At 56.5% G+C, this 19493-nt stretch carries 24 protein-coding genes; 5 read left to right on the forward strand and 19 right to left on the reverse strand.

The window, feature by feature from the left end; all coding sequences use genetic code 11:
• Positions 1–321: 321 nt before the first annotated feature.
• Genes FHW74_RS20250 through FHW74_RS20280 form a run of 7 tightly spaced genes read right to left on the reverse strand, consistent with a single transcriptional unit; the run spans position 322 to position 6771 of the window.
• Positions 322–1548 (reverse strand): Zn-dependent hydrolase, encoded by a 1227-nt coding sequence (locus FHW74_RS20250; protein ID WP_183172202.1) that lies wholly within the window; start codon positions 1546–1548, stop codon positions 322–324.
• A complete protein-coding gene (locus FHW74_RS20255; RefSeq protein ID WP_125295086.1) occupies positions 1545–2027 on the reverse strand; it encodes an L-2-amino-thiazoline-4-carboxylic acid hydrolase in 483 nt (160 codons plus the stop codon). Before FHW74_RS20255 ends, FHW74_RS20250 begins: the two co-directional genes overlap by 4 nt.
• A 17-nt stretch (positions 2028–2044) precedes the next feature.
• Entirely contained in the window at positions 2045–3202 is a 1158-nt protein-coding gene (locus tag FHW74_RS20260) for a branched-chain amino acid ABC transporter substrate-binding protein (protein ID WP_183172134.1), read from the reverse strand.
• A 27-nt stretch (positions 3203–3229) separates the two neighbouring features.
• Positions 3230–3949, reverse strand: a complete 720-nt coding sequence (locus tag FHW74_RS20265; protein ID WP_183172135.1) for an ABC transporter ATP-binding protein — start codon at positions 3947–3949, stop codon at positions 3230–3232.
• The gene (locus tag FHW74_RS20270; protein WP_183172136.1) at positions 3942–4709 is read right to left on the reverse strand and encodes an ABC transporter ATP-binding protein; all 768 of its coding nucleotides are present in this window, start codon (positions 4707–4709) and stop codon (positions 3942–3944) included. Before FHW74_RS20270 ends, FHW74_RS20265 begins: the two co-directional genes overlap by 8 nt.
• Positions 4706–5812, reverse strand: a complete 1107-nt coding sequence (locus FHW74_RS20275; RefSeq protein ID WP_183172137.1) for a branched-chain amino acid ABC transporter permease — start codon at positions 5810–5812, stop codon at positions 4706–4708. The genes FHW74_RS20270 and FHW74_RS20275 overlap by 4 nt, the downstream gene beginning before the upstream one ends.
• Before the next feature lie 8 nt (positions 5813–5820).
• The gene (locus tag FHW74_RS20280) at positions 5821–6771 is read right to left on the reverse strand and encodes a branched-chain amino acid ABC transporter permease (protein ID WP_183172138.1); all 951 of its coding nucleotides are present in this window, start codon (positions 6769–6771) and stop codon (positions 5821–5823) included.
• Positions 6772–6942: 171 nt separating this feature from the next.
• On the opposite strand from FHW74_RS20280, the gene FHW74_RS20285 reads away from it, so the two are divergent.
• Positions 6943–7869 (forward strand): LysR substrate-binding domain-containing protein, encoded by a 927-nt coding sequence (locus FHW74_RS20285; RefSeq protein WP_183172139.1) that lies wholly within the window; start codon positions 6943–6945, stop codon positions 7867–7869.
• A 59-nt stretch (positions 7870–7928) separates the two neighbouring features.
• Here the strand turns inward: FHW74_RS20285 and FHW74_RS20290 are convergent, their stop codons facing one another.
• Both FHW74_RS20290 and FHW74_RS20295 read right to left on the reverse strand, forming a co-directional pair.
• Positions 7929–8204, reverse strand: a complete 276-nt coding sequence (locus tag FHW74_RS20290) for a type II toxin-antitoxin system RelE/ParE family toxin (protein ID WP_183172140.1) — start codon at positions 8202–8204, stop codon at positions 7929–7931.
• Positions 8205–8207: 3 nt separating this feature from the next.
• Positions 8208–8456, reverse strand: coding sequence for a CopG family ribbon-helix-helix protein (locus tag FHW74_RS20295; protein WP_183172141.1), 249 nt, complete (start codon positions 8454–8456; stop codon positions 8208–8210).
• A 383-nt stretch (positions 8457–8839) separates the two neighbouring features.
• On the opposite strand from FHW74_RS20295, the gene nepI reads away from it, so the two are divergent.
• Positions 8840–10021, forward strand: coding sequence for a purine ribonucleoside efflux pump NepI (gene nepI / locus FHW74_RS20300; protein WP_183172142.1), 1182 nt, complete (start codon positions 8840–8842; stop codon positions 10019–10021).
• On the opposite strand, the gene FHW74_RS20305 is transcribed toward nepI, so the two are convergent.
• Positions 10008–10982, reverse strand: coding sequence for a UV damage endonuclease UvsE (locus FHW74_RS20305; protein ID WP_183172143.1), 975 nt, complete (start codon positions 10980–10982; stop codon positions 10008–10010). The genes nepI and FHW74_RS20305 overlap by 14 nt on opposite strands.
• 132 nt (positions 10983–11114) lie before the next feature.
• Here FHW74_RS20305 and bla point away from each other — a divergent pair, with 132 nt between their 5' ends.
• On the forward strand, positions 11115–11972 hold the full coding sequence (gene bla / locus FHW74_RS20310) for a class A beta-lactamase (protein ID WP_183172144.1): 858 nt from the start codon (positions 11115–11117) through the stop codon (positions 11970–11972).
• Between the two features lie 11 nt (positions 11973–11983).
• Here bla and FHW74_RS20315 read toward each other — a convergent pair whose 3' ends face one another.
• On the reverse strand, positions 11984–13402 hold the full coding sequence (locus FHW74_RS20315; protein WP_183172145.1) for a PLP-dependent aminotransferase family protein: 1419 nt from the start codon (positions 13400–13402) through the stop codon (positions 11984–11986).
• A 175-nt stretch (positions 13403–13577) separates the two neighbouring features.
• On the opposite strand from FHW74_RS20315, the gene FHW74_RS20320 reads away from it, so the two are divergent.
• Together FHW74_RS20320 and FHW74_RS20325 are read left to right on the forward strand one after the other, a co-directional pair.
• Positions 13578–13739 (forward strand): DUF1127 domain-containing protein, encoded by a 162-nt coding sequence (locus FHW74_RS20320; protein WP_183172146.1) that lies wholly within the window; start codon positions 13578–13580, stop codon positions 13737–13739.
• A 147-nt stretch (positions 13740–13886) separates the two neighbouring features.
• On the forward strand, positions 13887–15056 hold the full coding sequence (locus FHW74_RS20325) for a DNA repair protein (protein WP_183172147.1): 1170 nt from the start codon (positions 13887–13889) through the stop codon (positions 15054–15056).
• Positions 15057–15453: 397 nt separating this feature from the next.
• On the opposite strand, the gene FHW74_RS20330 is transcribed toward FHW74_RS20325, so the two are convergent.
• The 8 genes from FHW74_RS20330 to FHW74_RS20365 all read right to left on the reverse strand — a co-directional run bounded on the left by FHW74_RS20330 (position 15454) and on the right by FHW74_RS20365 (position 19317).
• On the reverse strand, positions 15454–15819 hold the full coding sequence (locus FHW74_RS20330; RefSeq protein WP_135719848.1) for a TA system toxin CbtA family protein: 366 nt from the start codon (positions 15817–15819) through the stop codon (positions 15454–15456).
• Positions 15820–15843: 24 nt separating this feature from the next.
• Positions 15844–16203, reverse strand: a complete 360-nt coding sequence (locus tag FHW74_RS20335) for a type IV toxin-antitoxin system YeeU family antitoxin (protein ID WP_183172148.1) — start codon at positions 16201–16203, stop codon at positions 15844–15846.
• A 20-nt stretch (positions 16204–16223) separates the two neighbouring features.
• Positions 16224–16445 carry a DUF987 domain-containing protein gene (locus FHW74_RS20340; protein ID WP_135719850.1) on the reverse strand — a complete coding sequence of 74 codons (222 nt, stop codon included), beginning with the start codon at positions 16443–16445 and terminating at the stop codon, positions 16224–16226.
• Between the two features lie 20 nt (positions 16446–16465).
• Positions 16466–16942, reverse strand: a complete 477-nt coding sequence (gene radC, locus FHW74_RS20345) for a DNA repair protein RadC (RefSeq protein ID WP_183172149.1) — start codon at positions 16940–16942, stop codon at positions 16466–16468.
• A 10-nt stretch (positions 16943–16952) separates the two neighbouring features.
• Positions 16953–17393, reverse strand: a complete 441-nt coding sequence (locus FHW74_RS20350; RefSeq protein WP_183172150.1) for an antirestriction protein — start codon at positions 17391–17393, stop codon at positions 16953–16955.
• A gap of 69 nt (positions 17394–17462) precedes the next feature.
• On the reverse strand, positions 17463–17693 hold the full coding sequence (locus FHW74_RS20355) for a DUF905 domain-containing protein (protein WP_183172151.1): 231 nt from the start codon (positions 17691–17693) through the stop codon (positions 17463–17465).
• Positions 17694–17716: 23 nt separating this feature from the next.
• The gene (locus tag FHW74_RS20360) at positions 17717–18544 is read right to left on the reverse strand and encodes a DUF932 domain-containing protein (RefSeq protein WP_183172203.1); all 828 of its coding nucleotides are present in this window, start codon (positions 18542–18544) and stop codon (positions 17717–17719) included.
• A gap of 95 nt (positions 18545–18639) precedes the next feature.
• Positions 18640–19317 carry a hypothetical protein gene (locus FHW74_RS20365; RefSeq protein WP_135719854.1) on the reverse strand — a complete coding sequence of 226 codons (678 nt, stop codon included), beginning with the start codon at positions 19315–19317 and terminating at the stop codon, positions 18640–18642.
• Positions 19318–19493 lie beyond the last annotated feature (176 nt).

Below are 19493 nucleotides of genomic sequence, written 5' to 3' on the forward strand. Positions count from 1 at the left end.
GAATGCCACCACGGGCCGGTCGTCTCCAGGTTGTCCTGAAGAGGCTGGCACCGCAAAGAGAGGGGGATTGAAACGGTCTCCAGATACCGTGACACCAGGTTCCATACGAAAATCAATCATAGACTATGGGGTGAAAAGTGAAGGGAGTCAGTCACAAAGCAGCGCAGGGACATTACCGCTCAGAACGGCAGGGAAGTGAGAAAGATGAAAGGCTTAATGAAGAGAATATATTTTGCTAAAAAAATGAAAGAGTTCCTTTCACGAGCAGCTTTTACGTTAGGGTTGCCGTGCAATGCGGCGTTACCGCCGCATTTGCGTGATTTACTTTTCCTGCGCCGCCAGCAACAAACTTGTCAACAACACATTCGCGCCCTTTTCCGCCCAGGATTGATGAATGTTTTCCGCTTCGTTATGGCTGATGCCTTTTACGCAGGGAATAAAAATCATGCTCGCCGGGGCGATTTTGCTGATGTAACAGGTATCGTGGCCCGCACCGGACACCATGCGTTTGGTGCTGTAACCCCATTCCCGCGCCGCCTGTTCGCTGCGGCTCAGGCAGGCCGCATCAAAGGCGATGGGCGCGTAATCGAAAATCCGCTCTACGTTCGCCGTCACGCCGCGCGCCGCCAGGTTGTCGGCCGCCTGGCGCAGTGCGGTTTCCATCGCGACCAGCGCCTCGGTTTGCGGATGGCGAAATTCCACGCTGCATATCACACGGGACGGTATTACGTTGCGCGAGTTCGGCGTGATATGCGCCATGCCGATGGTGGCACGTCCGTCTGGCGCATGTTGCACGCCGATCGCTTCGACCTTCAGCGCCAGTTCGGCAAACGCGGTGAGCGCATCGCGACGGCTGTGCATCGGCGTGGTGCCCGCATGGGCGGCAAAGCCGTCCAGAGTGAGGGTAAACCAACGCTGGCCCATCGCCGCATGCACTAAACCGATATCGATGGCTTCATCTTCCAGAATCGGGCCCTGCTCAATATGCAGTTCATAGCAGGCATGAACCGGGAACGCGCGGGTCGGGGTCTGACCTTTATAGCCAATCGCTTCCAGCGCCTCGCCCACGGTGACGCCTGCGCTATCCGCCCGGGACCAGGCAAACTGCTCGGAAAACTGCCCGGACCAGACGCCGGAGGCCAGCATCGCGGGCGCAAAACGCGCGCCCTCTTCGTTGGTCCAGTTCACCAGCACGATATCGCGTTCGGTTTCGATGGCGTGGTCGTTTAGCGCGCGCAGCGCTTCCAGCCCGGCCAGCACTCCGTAGATGCCGTCATAGCGCCCGCCCAGCGGCTGGGAATCGACGTGCGAGCCGGTCATTACCGGGGCGAGTTGAGGGTTTTTACCCGCGCGGCGGATAAACATATTGCCCATGCTGTCAACGTCGCAGCTAAACCCGGCTTCCCGCGCCCAATCGCGCAGCAAGTTGCGGGCAAGGCGATCTTCTTCGCTCAGCGCCAGACGGGTGACGCCGCCCGCCGGGGTACCGCCGATTTGCGCCAACGTCTCAAGCGTAGACCACAGGCGCGCGGCGTTAACGGCGATCATGCCTTGTCCTTCGTGCTGCGGTAGCGGAAGTCGCAACATGAGCCGCCCTGCATAATGGTGGAGGTGCGGGTCAGTTCCACATCCGGCGCGTAACCGACGATGAATTTTTCATCCCGGGCGCAGGAGAGCAGATGGCCGATCTCGCCAAGCCCCATCTCGTGATACATCTCGGCATAACGGCAGCGGGTCACGTTGTAGTTGTACTGCTGGTCGTCGGCATCAATGACTTTTACGTCCAGGGCGTTGTCCTTCTCCCACAGGTATTGCAGGGCGATAAAGCTTTTCACGTCTGCGCCGTTGGGTTCTTTAGCGGCAAATTCTTTCCCGGCGTTAATGGCAGCCTGCTCAATGGCTTCGCCAATCACCGCCTGGGCGCGGGCTTTCCCTATCTCGCGCACCAGGATTTCATAAATCGGCTTAATAATTTCTGCTTCAATTTTGCGGCGGGCGAGGATGCCCAGCTCATTATTATCACTCATCACATTGCCTCACTGCGTTACTTCGCGTTTGCGCCGCCCAGTACGGTTTGCGGCTGCCATTTGCCGTCGACCACTTTGTAAACGGTAAATGACGGGGATTTCAGGTTGCCCTGATTGTCAAAGGCGATCTGGCCGGTGACGCCGGAATAGTTGATAGCGCGCAGCGCGGGCAGGTAGTCAGCCGGGTCAACGGAATCGGCTTTTTGCATCGCGGCCACCAGCACGCGGGTGGCGTCATAGGCGAACGGCGCGTGCAGTTCGATATGGGTGTGCCAGCGCGACTGGTACGCCTGCTCAAACGCTTTACCGCCCGGCATCTGGTCCACCGGCAGACCTGGCTCCAGCGCTACTACGCCCTCGCCCTCTTTCTGGGCCAGTTGCAGGAAGGTCTGGCTCACGAAGCCGCCCGCGCCCATCAGCGTGGCGTTCATGCCCAATTGCTTGATACGGCGCGCCAGCGGTGCCGCCTGGCTATCTACCCCGCCGAAGAAAATCAGGTCGGCGTTTTTGCTGCGGATGGCGGTCAGCACGGCGCTGAAGTCCACGGTTTTGTCGTCAACGTACTGACGGTCAACAATTTTCACGCCCTGGGCTTCCAGCGATTTGATGAACTCATCCGCCAGCCCCTGGCCGAACGCGGTACGGTCGTCGATGACCGCGATGCGTTTCGCCTTCAGGGTTTCAACGGCGTATTTACCGGCGTACTGGCCGCCGTCATCGTCGTGGCCCATCACGCGGAAGCTGGTGTCGAAACCCTGTTTGGTATAGGCGTGGCCAGTGGCGACCGGAGCCACCTGGGCGATGCCCGCATCGTGATACACGCGCGCTGCCGGGATGCTGGTGCCGGTGTTCCAGTGGCCCACCACGCCCGCGACGCCGCTGTCCACCAGACGCTGCGCCACCGCGACGGCGGTACGCGGGTCAGACTGGTCGTCTTCGGATTGCAGTTTGAAGGTCACCGCTTTGCCGCCGATGGTCAGGTGCTGTTTGTTAACGTCGTCGATCGCCAGTTGCGCGCCGTTTTCCAGATCCTTGCCGATACGGGCGGACGGACCGGTCAGCGGGCCTGCCAGGCCGATCACCACGGTTTCACTGTCGGCGGCCCATGCGCCGGTTGAGGCAAAACCGCTGAGCAGAATGGCGGCGCTGAGCGCACTGATTTTTGCTGTTTTCATTGTTTTTCCCTGGTATTGGTTGGTGTGTTAAACGGGCATATCGCCCAAATAAATCTGTGCAATCTGGTCATCGTCCAGCATGGCCTGCGAGTCGCCCTGGTGGACAATACTGCCGCTGTCCATAACCCAGGCGCGGTCGGTCACTTCCAGCGCCAGCCGGGCGTTTTGCTCGATCAGCAGCAGCGCCACGCCCTGATGGCGCAGCCCGGCGATCACTTCAAAAATGTTTTCGACCATCTTCGGAGCCAGGCCCATTGACGGCTCATCGAGGATCAGCAGACGCGGGCGGCTGAGCAGCGCGCGGTTAAGCGCCAGCAGTTGCTGTTCGCCGCCGGACAGCAGCCCGGCAAGCTGATTCTGGCGCTCGCCGAGGCGCGGAAAGCGCTCGAATATCTGGTTCATTTCCTGCTTCACCGCTGCCGTGTCGCGGCGCAGCCAGGCGCCCATCTGGAGGTTTTCCAGCACCGTCATGCGGGCGAAAATCCCGCGCCCCTCCGGCACCATCACCAGCCCGTCGCGCAATAACGCTTCGGCCTGGCGCTTGCGCACCGGCTGGCCGTTGAAGGTGATCTCCCCGCCAAAGGTTTCCAGCCCGGTGATAGCGCGCACCGTGGAGCTTTTCCCCGCGCCGTTAGCACCGATCAATGTGGCCTGCTCGCCCTCTTTCAGGCTGAATGAAACATCGCGTACCGCCTGGATGCCGCCGTAGTGCACATCCAGACGCTCAACGGTTAATAACTCAGACATGGGCGTTGCCTCCAAGCCATGCGGCGATCACCGCCGGGTCGCGGCGCACGGTCTCCGGCGTGCCGCTGGCCAGGGTTTTGCCGTAATCCAGCACGGTAAGACGATCGCAGATGCCCATCACCAGTTTCACGTCATGTTCAATAATCAGCAGGGTTTTGCCATCGTCGCGGATGCGCATCAGCAGTTCGCCGAGGGCCGATTTTTCCACCGCGTTCATCCCGGCGGCGGGCTCATCCAGCGCCAGCAGCAGCGGGTCGGTTGCCAGCGCGCGGGCGATTTCCAGCCGACGCTGATGGCCGTAGGCCAGGTCGCAGGCGCGATAGTGGGCGAATTTGGCGATGCCGGTATATTCCAGCCAGCGCCACGCCTGTTCGCGGGTGTCGGTTTCTTCAGCGCGGGCGCGCTTATGGCGCGACAGCGCCGCCCATAAGCCGTTGCGGGTACGCACGTGGCGGCCCACCATCACGTTTTCCAGCACTGACATGTCGTTAAACAGCCGCACGTTCTGGAAGGTGCGGGCGATCCCCGCCGCCGTGACCTTTTCGATGTGCTTTGGGGTATAGGGCTTATCGGCAATCAAAAACTCGCCGGAATCCGCCGGATACAGCCCGGTGATCAGGTTAAAGCAGGTGGTTTTGCCCGCCCCGTTCGGGCCAATCAGGCCGTAGATCTCCCCGGCGTTAATGGTCAGGGAGACGTTGTCCACCGCCGTCAGGCCGCCAAAGCGTTTGGACATATTGCGCACGGTTAGCAGGCTCATGCTGTTATCTCCTTATGGCGTACCGGCCAGATGCCGGACGGACGCACCAGCATCACGCCCACCAGCGCCAGGCCATAGAACAACTGGCGCAGGATTTCCGGGTCGATCAGTACCGTGCCAAACAGCGCCTGCTGCACCGGTGCCGCCTGGCTGCGCAGGATTTCCGGCAGCGCGGTCAGCAGCACCGCGCCGAGGATCACACCGGGGATATGGCCCATGCCGCCGAGCACCACCATCGCCAGTACCGCGATGGACTCCTGAAGGGTGAAGGATTCCGGGGAAACAAAGCCCTGGAACGCGCCAAACAGCGCCCCCGCCACGCCGCCAAACGACGCGCCCATAGCGAAGGCCAGCAGCTTATAGTTACGCACATTGATGCCCATGGCGCGGGCCACGTCTTCGTCTTCACGAATGGCATGCCAGGCGCGGCCAATGCGCGAATGCTGGAGGCGCAGGCAGACGAAAATAATGGCGACAATCACCAGCATCAGCAGGTAGTACCACAGCCACAGCGCCGGAACCTTCACGCCGAACCAGTGGTAGACGCCGCTGAATTTCAGGCCGAACAGGTTCAGGGTATCGACGCCGGTAATGCCTTTCGCGCCGTTGGTGATGTTGACCGGGCGATCGAGATTGCGCATCAGGATACGAATGATTTCCCCGAAGCCGAGGGTGACAATCGCCAGATAGTCACCGCGCAGTTTCAGGGTCGGCGCGCCGAGCAGAATGCCGCACACCGCCGCCAGCAGTGCGGCAATCGGGATAATCAATAAATACGAGGTGTGTAGCCCGTCCGGGAACCACGCCGCCAGGAGCGGAAAGACCTCCAGCAGATGCGGCGAGGCCAGCAGCGCCGCCAGATACGCCCCTACGGCGTAAAAGGCGATAAAGCCCATATCCAACAGGCCGGTATAGCCGACCACGATATTCAGCCCGAGCGCCAACATAATGTAGAGCAGCGCGAAGTCGATGACGCGCACCCAGTAGTTGCCGCCAAGCTGGCTGGCGACCACGGGCGCAATCAGCAGCGCGAGAATAAACAGCGTCATGCCGGACCAGAAACGGCGAGGAACGGCAGGCGCCTGAAGTTGTGCAGTTGTCATGTTTTCCCCTACGCCCTGTGCGCCACGCGCTCGCCAAGTAACCCTGCCGGACGGAACACCAGCACCAGAATCAGCACGATAAAGGCGAATACGTCCTGATAGTTACTGCCAAACACGCCGTTGGTCAGTTCACCCAGGTAGCCCGCGCCGAGGGATTCGATAATCCCCAGCAGAATGCCGCCGATCATCGCGCCGCGAATATTGCCGATGCCGCCGAGGACCGCTGCGGTAAAGGCTTTGATGCCCGGCAGGAAGCCCATCGAGAAGCTGGCGTTGCCGTAGTTGCTGGCCATCATCACCCCCGCCAGCGCGGCAAACACGCCGCCGATGGCGAAGGTCAGGGTAATAATCGCGTTGGGGTTAACGCCCATCAGGGTAGCGACGCGGGGGTTTTCCGCCACGGCGCGCATCCCGCGGCCCAGGCGGGTGTACTCCACCAGCAGCCACAGGCCGACCATCACCACCAGCGCCAGTACCACGGTGACGATACCGGTGACGGTGATAATCGCAGGCGGATGTGCCGCGCTGCCGGCGGTAACGGTAATCGGGTCCATCGGCAGGATCTGCGGGAACATCAGCGGGTTGCGGCTCCAGATAATCATCGCCACGGTTTGCAGCAGGACCGAAACGCCGATCCCCGAAATCAGCGGCGCCAGACGCGGCGCGTTGCGCAGACGGCGATAGGCGAAGCGCTCTACCGCCATCGCCAGCAGGGCGCACACCGCCATTGCGATGACCAGCGCGAACCCCAGCTGGAGCAGTTGCGGCATTGCGGGAAAATGGCTGTTCAGAACGTTAAGCGCCGACAGCGTGGTTAACGCGCCGACCATCAAAATATCGCCATGTGCAAAGTTAATAATGCGCAAAATGCCATACACCATGGTATAGCCCAGCGCGATCAGCGCGTAGATACTGCCCAGCATCACGCCATTGATCAGTTGTTGTATGAGTGTGTCCAACGTGGTTACCCGACAAAGTGCTCTTTCAGCGGGTAACATCTAATAAGTGAATTAAATTGTAAAATACGCATATATTATTTCTTATGATTTTTCGAACTTGTTTTATGTCAATGATTTAAAAGAGAATGCCAAACACACGACATGGGCGAATTACCCTAAAGAAATCAATATATGAATAAAACAGAACAGTCCCTGCTACCTGATTATGCCGACAGCCGGCTGGCCAACGATCCGCCGCTGCGGGCGGTACGCGCCTTTGAAGCCATCGCCCGGCTGGGCAGCGTTACCCTGGCGGCGCAGGAGCTGGCGATCTCGCCCTCCGCCGTGAGCCATCAGCTCAGGGTGCTGGAGGGCTATCTGCAAATGCCGCTGACCGAACGTCAGGGGCGCAGGCTGATCCTCAGCCAGCAGGGGCGCGAATATTACCGCTCGATCCGCGCGGCGTTTAATGTGCTGCGCCAGGCCACAGAGCATCTGGTGGATCAGGCGTTAACTCGCCAGGTGACGATCAGCCTGATCCCGCTGTTCGGCATGGGCTGGTTTATTCCTCGTCTTCCCGCGTTTATGCGCGCCAATCCGCAAACCGAAATCAATGTGGTGTACGCCAACCATCGCAACTACCTGAGCGACGCGTCGGATATGTCGATCCGCTTCGGCAACGGCCAGTGGGCGGGCTACCAGAGCGAAAAGCTGATCTCCGGGCGGATGGTGCCGGTATGCAGCCGCGATTTTTTGCGCCTGCACGGCCATATCGATACCCCGGATCAACTGCTGCAAATGCCGCTGCTGCATGATGAAGAGCGCACCACCTGGGGCCAGTGGTTTGTGCAACAGGGCGTTAAGCGCCCTCCCCGCTCTGCCGGGCCGCTGTTTGAAGATGGTTTACTGACCCTGGCGGGCGTGCAGGCGGGGCTGGGCTGTGCGCTGATGCGCGAACCGTTGATCGCCCGGTATCTGGATAGCGGCGAGCTGGTGAAGATATTTGATAACGCGATTGACGATGGCCGGGATTACTACCTGTGTATGCGTAAAGACAGCGATATGACGCCGGATGGGGTGCTGTTGCAAAACTGGCTGAGGAGTGAGGCGGTGAAGTAAAGGAGACAGAGAGGTGCGGGTGACTGGCTGATCTATTAATACCATTACAGACAGTTTATTTACCGATCCTCTCTGGTGCCCCAGAGATCCAGTACAAAAATATCGTTCCCCGCAATTTCATAATGAATTTCATAATCATCAAACAAGACTTTCCTTACCTCTCTGGGAAGATAGCGTGTTTGCTGGATGCCCATAGCTGGATGTTCGGTAAGATCAGCGCTTGATGTAATTAAACGGTCTACCACTTCTGTCGCATGTTGGTGACTATATTGAAGAGCAAACCGATAAATTCGCGCCAGATCATTCTGAGCTTTACGCGTCCAGTAAATTTCCATTTATTACTCTTTCTTCAACTGGCTGGCAAAATGCTTCATCTGTGCATGGCCGATTACCCTACCCTCAGTAACATCATCCAGTCCCGCCTGTACGCTCTGGTGGCGACGCTCTCTTTCTGCCAGCATGGCAGTCAGCGCTTCTTTGATGATCCAGCTTTTTGACCGATCCAGTTCACGTGCCAGTTGCTCAACGGCACTGGCGAGTTCCACCGGAATTTGCGCGCTAATGGTCTGTTTGGTTGAAGAACTCATCGCTATAGCCTCTTTTAATAACACTTATTAACTCCTGTTAAATTTAGCAGAGGGGATTGGTAAAAACATCACATCAAACGATGAACCCGCGCATTAAAGGCCAGGTTATGACGGAAAACAGCGGCAGTATGACGCGAAAAAAATTAATAAACAAAACAGGCGTTAAAAGCCGGAATGCGCTTCGCAAGAAATTAATCCCGCCTCGCTGAATTCAGAAAGTTGGCGGGGTTAAAGAGTATTCATTGTTCTATGTATGGCCTGCCGGTTTCACTGATAAGAAGAAGGCTCAGGATGACGTTAAGTTGCCAAAATGTTAATTAGATCACGATTTAATTTGTTACACTGCGCAACTTTCTCGCTGAAAACCAAGCCAGGTAACAATAATGATCGATGTGCAGCAGGCACCGCCTTTTACTACTGAGATAGCTCGTCCCAACTGGTCGGCGGTATTTGCCGTCGCGTTTTGCGTGGCCTGCCTGATTACCGTCGAATTCCTTCCGGTGAGCCTGTTGACGCCGATGGCGCAGGATCTCGGCGTTTCGGAAGGCGTAGCCGGGCAATCCGTCACGGTGACCGCGTTTGTCGCGATGTTCGCCAGCCTGTTTATTACCCAGATCATCGGGAAAACCGATCGCCGTTTGGTGGTCATCGCCTTTTCCGTGCTGCTGACCCTCTCCTGCCTGCTGGTCTCGTTTGCCGATAACTTTACGCTGTTGCTGATGGGCCGTGCCTGCCTGGGGCTGGCGCTCGGCGGATTCTGGGCGATGTCGGCCTCACTGACCATGCGGCTGGTGCCCGCCCGCAGTATACCCAAAGCGCTGTCGGTGATTTTTGGCGCGGTGTCCATCGCGTTAGTGATTGCCGCGCCGTTGGGGAGTTTCCTCGGCGGGATCATCGGCTGGCGGCAGGTGTTTAACGCGGCGGCGCTGATGGGATTCGCCTGTATTGTGTGGGTCTGGAAGGCGTTGCCGACAATGCCGGGGCAGACTGAGCACCACCAGAATATGTTTGGCCTGCTGAAGCGTCCGGGCGTGCTGGCGGGCATGCTGGCGATTTTTATGGCCTTCGCCGGGCAGTTCTCTTTCTTTACCTATATTCGCCCTATCTATATGAACCTGGCGGGATTCGACGTTGACGGCCTGACGCTGGTGCTGCTGAGCTTCGGTATCGCCAGTTTTGTCGGCACCTCGTTCTCCTCGCACATCCTGAAGCGTTCCGTAAAACTGGCGCTGGCCTGCGCGCCGCTGATGCTGGCGTTAAGCGCATTAGTGCTGATGTTATGGGGGTCTCACCAGGTCGTCGCCGCAGCCATTGCCATCATCTGGGGGCTGTCGTTTGCGCTGGTGCCGGTCGGCTGGTCAACCTGGATCACCCGCTCGCTGGCCGATCAGGCGGAAAAAGCCGGCTCCATCCAGGTGGCAGTGATCCAGTTGGCCAATACCTGCGGCGCAGCGGTAGGTGGTTTCGCGCTGGATAACCTGGGGTTGCTTTCCCCGCTGGTGCTGTCTGGCACCCTGATGCTGTTAACCGCGTTGCTGGTGGCGAGCAAAGTCAAAGTGAAGTAATAGACGACCGCGACAGCGCATAGTGGTACAGCCGGTCGCGGGCAAGGTTTTTCATTTTCACTTCGCACATAATGTCGAAACCGTTAAACGACAGCGCCCAGTCGTTCAGCGTGGCGTTAAAGTAAAAATCCGAGTGCGCCCTGAGTTTGGTTTTCGCAACGCTCAGGGCGTTTTGATCCGGGAAACCCTGCTCCGGGATAATGCCCTCCTGCGAGACGGAATAATGCATCACCGGCGTTACGCCGCGCCATGAGTCAATAACCTGCGCGATACGTGGGTCGTCCGGCTGAAGAAATGCATTCTCTTTCACCCAGTGATGGTGGATATCCACCACAACCGGGCATAGCGCTTTCGCCTGCAACACATCATCCAGCGAGCAGGAAATTTCATCATTTTCCACCGTCAGCATCCGCCGCGCTTGCGGGCTGAGCTTGCCGAACGCGCGTTTAAAGCCTGCAAATCCGGCTTTGCCGTTCATATGAATATTGATTTTGAAGTCCTGAAACGCCTGGCCGTAGCCCATCAGCGTGGCGCACAGCGCGTGATACTCGACATCCTCCAGGGCTCTTTCCACCACCAGCAGATTGTCTGACGCCAGCACCGAATACTGCCCCGGGTGAAACGACAGCCGGATAGCGTTAGCTCTGGCGAACGCCCCGCATTGGGTGAACAGCGGAGCCAGCGTCGGCAAAAATTCGTTATACAGCGCCGTGGCCTCAGGCACGGTATAGAGCGGCAGTAAATCGCTGCCGATGCGCATCATCCGTAGCGCAGGCGGCTGTTGGGCCAGTTGCTGGAAAATCAAATACAGGTTAGTGAGATTGGTGGTGGCTAACGTATGAAGCAGCGTGGCTCTCTCGTCATGACTCAGCCTTAAAAACCGGGTGCGGGTGGTGGATTTGAAGGGAAACGGTTGTTTAAAGTCAGCGTCCAGATATTTACACGCGAAGCCTAATTTCATGGGTCCTCCGGGAGATGGCCTCGGGTGAGTGTAGCAGCTTGTCGGCTTCACGCGCGGGGTAAATATCGGATAGAGTGGCGAGGTTGACCTGTCTGAACTCATCAAGCCAAACGCGGCATTTAAGGATAATTCATGAAACGTCTCATCGGCATAGCCGCCTTTATTTTGCTCACGCTGATCCCCCCCGCAATGGCGGGTAGCCCTCCAGCAATGACGGCTTTTCTGCAACAGCAGGAAAAGCAGCTTAACGCCCGTATCGGCATGGCGGTGGTTAATGCGCAGGGCGAATCTGTTTTCGGCTATCGGCAGGACGAACGCTTCCCGTTGACCAGCACCTTTAAAACCCTTGCCTGTGCCGCCCTGCTGGAGCGGTTGCAGAAAGACGGCGGATCGCTGGATCAGCAGGTCACTATCCAACCCGACGAACTCCTGGACTACGCGCCGATTACCAAAAACTATCTGGCCCCGGCGACCCTCTCGCTGCGAACGCTGTGTGCGGCGGCGGTGAGCTACAGTGACAATACTGCGGGCAACCGGATTCTGGCGTATCTTGGCGGACCGCAGGCCATCACCCAGTTTATGCGCCGCCTCGGCGATAACGTCACGCGGCTGGATCGCACCGAACCGACGCTGAATGAAGCCATGCCTGGCGATGCGCGCGATACCTCCTCGCCGAAAAGCATGGCGGCGGGGCTGCAAAAAATTCTCACCTCAAACACCCTGACGCCAGCAAACCGGGCAACGCTGGATAGCTGGATGCGGGAAGATAAAGTGGGCGACGCGCTGTTACGCGCCACGCTGCCGCAAGGCTGGTCGATTGCCGATAAAACCGGCGCGGGCGGCCACGGTTCGCGGGCCATTATTGCCGCAGTGTATCCGCCGCAGCAGGCACCCTTTTATGTGGCGATTTATATCACCCGCACGGAGGCGACGATGCCAATGACGAATACGGCGATCGCGCAGATTGGCGAGCGGCTTTTTGCGCAATAAACGGCCTGCCGTCAGGCATCTTCCATCGCACGTTGAACCGCCTCGCCAATCTGCTTAAGCGCATTGCGGTTGCGCTCGTTCGGCGGTAACGCGCAGTTGATGCGCAGGCAGTTGCGGTATTTCCCTGACGCCGAAAACAGCGAGCCCGCGGCAACCTGGATGTTCTGAAGCCTCAGTTGTTTACTGACGGACACCATATCGACATCCTCAGGCAGTTCCAGCCACAACAAAAAGCCGCCCTGCGGGCGCGTCACACAGATCCCGCAGGGGAAGTATTGCCGTACCAGGCAGGTATAGGTTTCCATATTTTGCTGATAAATCTGGCGCATACGCCGCACGTGCCGGTGATAGTGCCCATCGCGGATAAAGCTGGCGACCGCCATCTGGGTTGCCGGCACGCCAAAACTGCTGGCGGCGTATTTCATATGCACTACCCTGTCGTAGTAACGGCCTGGCGCAATCCAGCCCACGCGCAGCCCCGGCGCGACGCTCTTGGTAACGGAACTGCACAGCAATACGCGCCCATCCACGTCATAGGATTTAATGGTTGAAGGCCGCGGATAAGCCGCCGCCAGCTCGCCGTAGATATCATCTTCAAAAATCACGATATCGTGACGCTGGGCCAACGACAGGATCTGCCGCTTACGGTTATCGGGCATGATAAAACCCAGCGGATTATTACAGTTCGGCACCAGCAGCACGCCTTTGATTGGCCACTGCTCCAGCGCCAGCTCCAGGGCCTCAATGCTGATGCCGGTTTGCGAATCGGTTGGGATCTCAATGGCTCTGATATCGAACCCACGCAGCATCTGCATGGTGCCATGATAAGACGGCGATTCAACCGCCACGATATCGCCAGCCTTGCACACCGACAGCAGCGCGATAGCCAGCGCGCCGTGACATCCGCTGGTAACCACAATTTCATCCGGCGAAACCACCGCCCCGCCATCCAGCATCAGACGGGCGATTTGCTCACGCAGCTCCTGACGTCCGGTCAGCATGTCATAGCTCAACACCGCTTCCGGCTGATGCTGGGCTACCCGGCTGATTTCGCGCCACAAAGGCTTAAGCCCCGGTTGATCCAAATCCGGCGAGCCGCTGCCAAAGGGCACCACGTTTTTATCGCCGCGCGTATCAAGCAGCGTCATCACCTCGTCCCACTGGGAGACTTCCACCGGGCGCTGGACCGGGCGCGTCATGGCGGGCACTGGCGGTTGCGCTTTGCGTGGCGAGACAAAGTAGCCGGAGCGCGGCAGCGGGGTGATCAGCTGAAGGTTTTCCAGCAGCCGGTAGGCCTGCTGTATGGTGCTGATGCTCACGCCGTGCTCCTGGCTCAGCGTACGCACCGAGGGTAACCGTTCGCCGCTGCGATACAGGCCTTGTTCAATACGCTCTGCCAGCAGATTGGCCAGATGTTGGTAACGGGTCATGCTGTATCCCTGGGTTGCATCATACAGATAAATAAACCGGTACAGTTTGCTGTTAAAAATGGCATTCAGATACTGTTTTAACCAATCTGTATGTTAAATAAAAGTTGTTTTTGGCTCTGTATTGCCACAGTGAGATTGCATGATGATAAAGCCTCTGACCAGTGAGGAAAACATCATGGAATTCAATGAAAATCGTGCAAAACGTCCGTTCGTCGTGTTTATCTGGCTGTGGGAAGCGATAAAAAGCGGCTATCGCGTTCACCGGACACGCCGAATTTTGCAGAGGATGAGTGATGAGCAACTGAAGGATGTCGGGCTGACGCGTCATGATATTTAAAACGTCTTTAATTATTACCGGCGTCACGCCAGGTAAAACTAAAGAAATCCTCCATCGCGCCGATCATAATCCGTGTGTATTATTTGCGCTGAACTGAACCACAACTAACCTTACCTCAACGACTTAAGCGCCAAAGCGAAACGCATCATGAGCACACCGATCAAGCGGCTGGAAATCATTAAAAATGCCATCGAGCTGGAAGATGATGACATCATCCAGAGCCAACTGGCACGGCTGAAAAGCGAAGCGTTTGACGATGAGCTTCAGGGGATCGTCATCGCGCTGGAAGCGAAAAACTACACCCGCGCGATGACGGCGATCACCGCCTGGCTGCAAAGCCAGCGCGCGATCACCCAGTGGCGCGATCCGCAAGTGGCGGCCAGCAAACTGGAGCTGAAAGCGCTGGAGGAACGCCTGCGCGATCTGATCGATCGCCGCAATGCGCGGGTACAGCAGTTGGATGAGTTTAACGATCTCTATTTCTCGCGCCTTGGACCGCTGATGCAGCAGATCCTCTCGCTGCGTAAAACGCTGGCGGAGCTAAATCTGCGCCGCCAGCAGGCAGAAGCGCGGCGACGGGAAGAGGATTATCGCCGCTGCCAGCAGTATACGGCTCAGGCGGTGGAAGTAATGACCACGCTGACGCAACGCTGGCGGGAGCTGCCCGCGGATTCCGTACAGGCGGTTGAAGCGCGTAAGCATTTGCAGCAGCAGAGTAACCTGATCGCCAATCTGCTTGCCGAAGCGCTGGAGCTGGAAACGGGGTTAACCCGCGAAGAAGAACCTGCGCGTCAGGCACGGGACCAGGCAAATGAAGCGTTCGAGAAATACCGCGAACAGCACCACGATGTGGAGAGTCGGTTACGTAAAGGCAAGGCGCTGTCGGAAGACGATCGCAACGAGCTGAAACGGCTGTGGCGGCAGGCCAGCAAGCTCTGCCACCCGGATCTGGTTGCCGACGATCGCAAAGAAGAAGCCAACGCCATTATGGTCCAGCTCAATCAGGCGAAGCAGCGCGGCGACGTGAAAGCCATTCGCTCACTGGTGGCCCGCCTGCAACACGGCTTTGAGCCGTTGATGGCGAGCGACAGGCTTAACGACCTGGAACGCATTCGCAAACGAATTGCGCAGGTGCGTGAGCAAATCGACACCCTGGTCACTGAACTGGCGGAACTGGAAAAAGAGGAATCCTGGCTGCTGGTCTCGTCGCTGAGCAATATGGAAGCCTACTTCGCCCAGCAGGAAAAAGCCCTGCACGACGTGCGCGCTTCGCTTGAACATCAGGTCAGCGAAGCGCAAGTGGATATTGCGGCGTAGGTTATGGTGTCTGGCGGGCGTTGAGTTTCATCTGGGGGTATCTTTACCAGACCGAACAGCAAATACCCCCAGATGTACCCCCAATGACGTGTGGATTTTGGGGTATGTCCGTAGACGTTACGAGACTATCTGGAGCGCCTAAAGCCTTATAGCAAGCGGCTTGAGTAGATTTTAATAGACGTGGGAAGATGTGCAAGTGGTGCGATAATAGGAACATAACACAACCAAATTAACCATTGATAAATATACATATTTTCTTGTTTCATCTTTATACATGCCCCCTTTTGTGCCCCCATCTTGTTTTTCATGCGACTCGATGAGCCTTTCACCGAGTCGCCAATATCACCAATTTTTTCACAGACCGTGCAAATCTTCTCGACTCTTGAAGTCTTCCTCATTACCGCGATCGGCTAAGAACAATATTATTTACTTCCCGATACGAACAATTGTTCATTAATCCGCACGCCCTCCCGGCATGAAGGATATCTGTCACGGTCAAATATGGTGCTTGTTCCTTTGAGGTAAATCCTGTGCGATCGATACGTACTAACTCATACTTCTCCACCAGAAAATTAACGGCATCGACAAGCGTGATACCAGCTTCGATATGTCCCTTAATAACAGCTTCATCGCTGAACGGCGTGTCATTTAACATCAGACCATAGTGCTGCTCAAGAAGTCGGGCAAGCAGCATTTGCCAGAAAACCACGGGCGATGGACGTGACTGAACAGCCCGCTGGTTTATTGCAGGTAAAGTATTCATGAGTTGTTCTCGTAAAAGTGAGTTCTAAGGTCGATTAGTGTGAGTGGGGTAAATGGCAATATAGACGTAGCCACAGGAGCCCTGCGTATCAGCTTCGCAGGTCAGCCCCTTTGCATAGAGCGTGACGCAATGCTGGTGTCGGGGATTCAATTCGCCGCAGGTAAGCATGAGCTCCACCTGCTTCAGCAGTACCGGGAATGCCTGGTCAAGATGGAGTATATCCACTTCATTGAATTGGCCTGTTATGCTGGCGCGGTCAGCCAGATAATGTAGGCGGTTACCTTCCTGGACCAGACGAGCACCAAAATAAGGGATGGCGTTACGACTCAAGCCCCACCAGGGCTCAGCAATATCGTCATTCACTGTCAGTGTCTTATTCGACATCTTAAGCTCCTTTTATAAAGTTAATTGAGAGTGACGCTGCGCAGACAGACATAGGGTCCGTTCCGATCCTGGCGCCGCTCGGCAAAGACGGCCAGAACACCTTTGATTTCCTGAACTTCACGGCCGTAGTAATGGCAGACGCTCCCGGACCAGCGATATTTCCCGGTACAGAAGCGAAACAACCGCGACTGAGGATGCTGGCGATATATCGCCATCGCCTGACGTTTGCTGATAATTTTCATACTGTTGCTTTCCTCTGAAATTACAGCCAGCCCCGTTCAGCAAATGAGACGATATCCATTCGGCCAACCACCAGGTGGTCCAGCAGCCGGATATCCACCAGATCGAGTGCCTGTTTAAGACGCTCAGTGATTCGTCTGTCGGCATCGCTGGGTTCTGAATGCCCAGACGGGTGATTGTGTGCGAGTACGGCCGTTGCAGCGTTATGTCTCAGGCCTGCCTTCACCACTTCACGTGGATGCACCTCCGTACTGTTGATGGTGCCGCTGAACAATGTTTCGCATTCCAACAGACGATGCTGGTTATCCAGGTACAGCACCATAAATACCTCGCGCTCCAGGCCGGTCATTTTCAGACGCAGCCAGTCACGAACCGCCGCAGTGGACGTAAACAATGCACCCGGCTCACGAAGATGTTTCTCCAGTAATGAGAGTGCTCTCTGAACCGTACGACGGGTAGTCATCGGCAGTGCAGGTGAAGCTGTTAATTCGAAAGTCATACCGTTTCCCTCAGTCGATAATCTGCAAAATGGCGCTGCATTCAGGATGCTGAAGGGCGTAATTACGCAGGCGGTAAAAGTGGTCACACATCACGTCACTACCCGTATGCCAGGCGTGGTAGTTCCAGGCCAGCAGACAAACCGCGATGCCTGCCGCTTCATTACCAAGGATGGCGCTATTACCGTTAAGGACGTTACACAACGACCATGTTTCGTCACCGTCCGGGGCAATAAATGCTCCACCGTTACTGAGCGTGAAGAAATTCCAGATGCCACCGGTGTAGTCCACGCATAACGCGTCCATCCGGCTAAAGACACGTGGCTCCAGTAATATCCACTGAGGAACCGTGCTGAAATGCTGGGGCCAGAAGCTGAGACGTTGCTCATTAGGGATGAGCGTGGCGGTTATGGGGGCAGGGACAAGAGAAGTATCAGGGAGGGCAATATTCATGGTGAGTGTCTCCGGAAATAAAAAAGCCAGCCGGTAAGGGCTGGCGGGAATAAGGGGTCGTTAAGTCAGTCAGGGTTTACGAATACCGTAAGATGTGATGTAACAGTTAAGTAACCGTCCGGCTTCTGGCTCGAAGTTCCATGCCCGCCAGACCATCGTGCCGTTATAGCGTACGACCAGACGAAAATGTGTCCCCTGGTCGTCTTCGATAGCGACGTTCTTATATAGCTCTGTGAGGGATGTTGCCTGGTGGCGGGTAAACGGACCGTCGGGGAGGGATAAAGCAGGTTCGGTATGCACGAATATGTGTCTCCGTTCCGATGTCAGGACTGACCGAGCAATGACAGCATGTTCTCTGCCATCACCCACAGGGCGCGGTTGAGCTTCACGTCGCTGTCGATACCCTTAACGGCACGGGTATTTGCGCGCTTTCCGTTTGCCGCTCTCCCCACCAGTCCGCCTTTAATCAGGTTTTCCTGAATACGCTGATAAGTTGTCCAGAGATCTCCGGACTCATCCTGCCAGCGACGAGGGGCCAATAGCTGTGATTCCGTCACGGGCTGATGCTCCTCGCCAAAGCGATATGTCAGTGCAGCTTTTGCCAGTGCCTGTTGTGCTGGTGGTGGAAGCATTAGTGACTGCATGGCGTCGCGTTTTTCCTCCACCCTGTCAAACACCCCAAGCACCTCGTAAGCCCCTTCGATAACCTTTTCCACCACGTTTCCCTTATGGGGCACTCGCACCTCTCCAAAGCTCTCGCCGCAAATCAGTCCGTTCTGACAGACCGACCGGAACAGGCCCGGCAGCATTTGGTATGAACTCGAACCGTCATGGCTGTTAAGTAGGATAATTTCTGGCACCTGTTTACCGGTAATCTGCCCTTCGCGGCGCAGACGCAGCATATGTTTGGTGTGTGCCCGCTTGTCGGGGTTACGCACACGGGTCTGGCAGGCAAAGAACGGCTGAAAACCTTCGCGCTGCAGGTTATCCAGCAGGGTGATAGTCGGGATGCAGGTATAGCGCTCGCTGCGCGATTCATGCTTTTCCTCACTGAACACGCTGGGAACATAGTGAGCAAGTTCATCACGGGTTAAGGGACGGTCACGGCGAACAAGGTTCACCGCACCAAAGCGGGATGCTAATCGCATAATTCACTCCTTTGTGTGGTTATCGGTATAAAAAGAAAAGGCCACGCTCCCGAAGGAACATGGCCTTTAACATTACGAATGGCGTGGCGGATAACGCGTTATTGCCCCATATATTCAACCCTGGCACCGGTGGCCTTACCATCAGCACCAATGGTGACTGTCACCTTATCGTAGGTACGGTACCCGGCATTGTAGACCTCATAAACCACAGTATTTCCCTCCACTTTGTAGCTGCCAAAATCAGCGGCCTCAGCCGTGTCACGGTCATACTCTTTCGTGTACGCTTCTTTGGCCGCTTTCATGACTGAGCCTTTGTTAATCTCCGGCGCTGGGCTCCCGGCACTGGCAGCAAGGCCAGATACGTATTTCGGGCAGACCGTCATCATGTCCCCTCGGGTGAATGTCAGTTGCGCACCAAAGACCTGAAGGGTCGATGTTTCCTGACCTGCAATCGAAGCAATTGCCTTTCTGGCGGCTGCAGGTGCCTGTCCGCCTTCAACCTCAACGGCCTTAAATCCAGTTTGCTGGTTGCACAACTGAGACGTGGGTACCAGATTGCCGTTTACACTGATGCGACTCCCCATCAGCTCCTGCGGGCCACTGGGGCAGCCCTGTAACTGGCCAAAGATGCCAATGGTGTTGTTTTTCAGCATCACCAGTGCCTGACCATTATCGGTCAGCGTCTGGCACCAGCCGTTTTTCACAGCCCAGTTACCCGCCTGAGCAGAAACCGAAACGGCTGACAAAACAAGTGCAATCACGGTCTGAATTTTCATATGTCACCTTATTAATGAATCAGAAGCGGCAACGGGGGACGCGGTACACAAAAACTGATCCATCTTTGTATCCGAACCATGACGTTAACGTCCCTGTTCGTCGTGCTCATGAAGACTTTGAAAAATAAATATCCCTTTGCTTTGATAGGTAAAAGCGATCAATAGGGGGCTAATAC

This window comes from Atlantibacter sp. RC6 (genome assembly GCF_014193285.1).
In the GTDB taxonomy this organism is placed as follows: domain Bacteria; phylum Pseudomonadota; class Gammaproteobacteria; order Enterobacterales; family Enterobacteriaceae; genus Atlantibacter.

Excerpts from the sequence above, each read along its gene's own strand:
- FHW74_RS20290 (WP_183172140.1), bottom strand. The coding sequence starts at position 8,204 with ATGGAAATTTACTGGACGCGTAAAGCTCAGAATGATCTGGCGCGAATT.
- FHW74_RS20350 (WP_183172150.1), bottom strand. The coding sequence starts at position 17,393 with ATGAATATTGCCCTCCCTGATACTTCTCTTGTCCCTGCCCCCATAACC.
- FHW74_RS20250 (WP_183172202.1), bottom strand. The coding sequence starts at position 1,548 with ATGATCGCCGTTAACGCCGCGCGCCTGTGGTCTACGCTTGAGACGTTG.
- FHW74_RS20325 (WP_183172147.1), top strand. The coding sequence starts at position 13,887 with ATGAGCACACCGATCAAGCGGCTGGAAATCATTAAAAATGCCATCGAG.
- FHW74_RS20340 (WP_135719850.1), bottom strand. The coding sequence starts at position 16,445 with ATGAAAATTATCAGCAAACGTCAGGCGATGGCGATATATCGCCAGCAT.
- FHW74_RS20270 (WP_183172136.1), bottom strand. The coding sequence starts at position 4,709 with ATGAGCCTGCTAACCGTGCGCAATATGTCCAAACGCTTTGGCGGCCTG.
- FHW74_RS20305 (WP_183172143.1), bottom strand. The coding sequence starts at position 10,982 with ATGAAATTAGGCTTCGCGTGTAAATATCTGGACGCTGACTTTAAACAA.
- FHW74_RS20330 (WP_135719848.1), bottom strand. The coding sequence starts at position 15,819 with ATGAATACTTTACCTGCAATAAACCAGCGGGCTGTTCAGTCACGTCCA.
- FHW74_RS20265 (WP_183172135.1), bottom strand. The coding sequence starts at position 3,949 with ATGTCTGAGTTATTAACCGTTGAGCGTCTGGATGTGCACTACGGCGGC.
- FHW74_RS20260 (WP_183172134.1), bottom strand. The coding sequence starts at position 3,202 with ATGAAAACAGCAAAAATCAGTGCGCTCAGCGCCGCCATTCTGCTCAGC.
- FHW74_RS20255 (WP_125295086.1), bottom strand. The coding sequence starts at position 2,027 with ATGAGTGATAATAATGAGCTGGGCATCCTCGCCCGCCGCAAAATTGAA.
- FHW74_RS20285 (WP_183172139.1), top strand. The coding sequence starts at position 6,943 with ATGAATAAAACAGAACAGTCCCTGCTACCTGATTATGCCGACAGCCGG.
- FHW74_RS20295 (WP_183172141.1), bottom strand. The coding sequence starts at position 8,456 with ATGAGTTCTTCAACCAAACAGACCATTAGCGCGCAAATTCCGGTGGAA.
- bla (WP_183172144.1), top strand. The coding sequence starts at position 11,115 with ATGAAACGTCTCATCGGCATAGCCGCCTTTATTTTGCTCACGCTGATC.
- radC (WP_183172149.1), bottom strand. The coding sequence starts at position 16,942 with ATGACTTTCGAATTAACAGCTTCACCTGCACTGCCGATGACTACCCGT.
- FHW74_RS20315 (WP_183172145.1), bottom strand. The coding sequence starts at position 13,402 with ATGACCCGTTACCAACATCTGGCCAATCTGCTGGCAGAGCGTATTGAA.
- FHW74_RS20335 (WP_183172148.1), bottom strand. The coding sequence starts at position 16,203 with ATGTCGAATAAGACACTGACAGTGAATGACGATATTGCTGAGCCCTGG.
- FHW74_RS20320 (WP_183172146.1), top strand. The coding sequence starts at position 13,578 with ATGGAATTCAATGAAAATCGTGCAAAACGTCCGTTCGTCGTGTTTATC.
- FHW74_RS20365 (WP_135719854.1), bottom strand. The coding sequence starts at position 19,317 with ATGAAAATTCAGACCGTGATTGCACTTGTTTTGTCAGCCGTTTCGGTT.
- FHW74_RS20275 (WP_183172137.1), bottom strand. The coding sequence starts at position 5,812 with ATGACAACTGCACAACTTCAGGCGCCTGCCGTTCCTCGCCGTTTCTGG.
- nepI (WP_183172142.1), top strand. The coding sequence starts at position 8,840 with ATGATCGATGTGCAGCAGGCACCGCCTTTTACTACTGAGATAGCTCGT.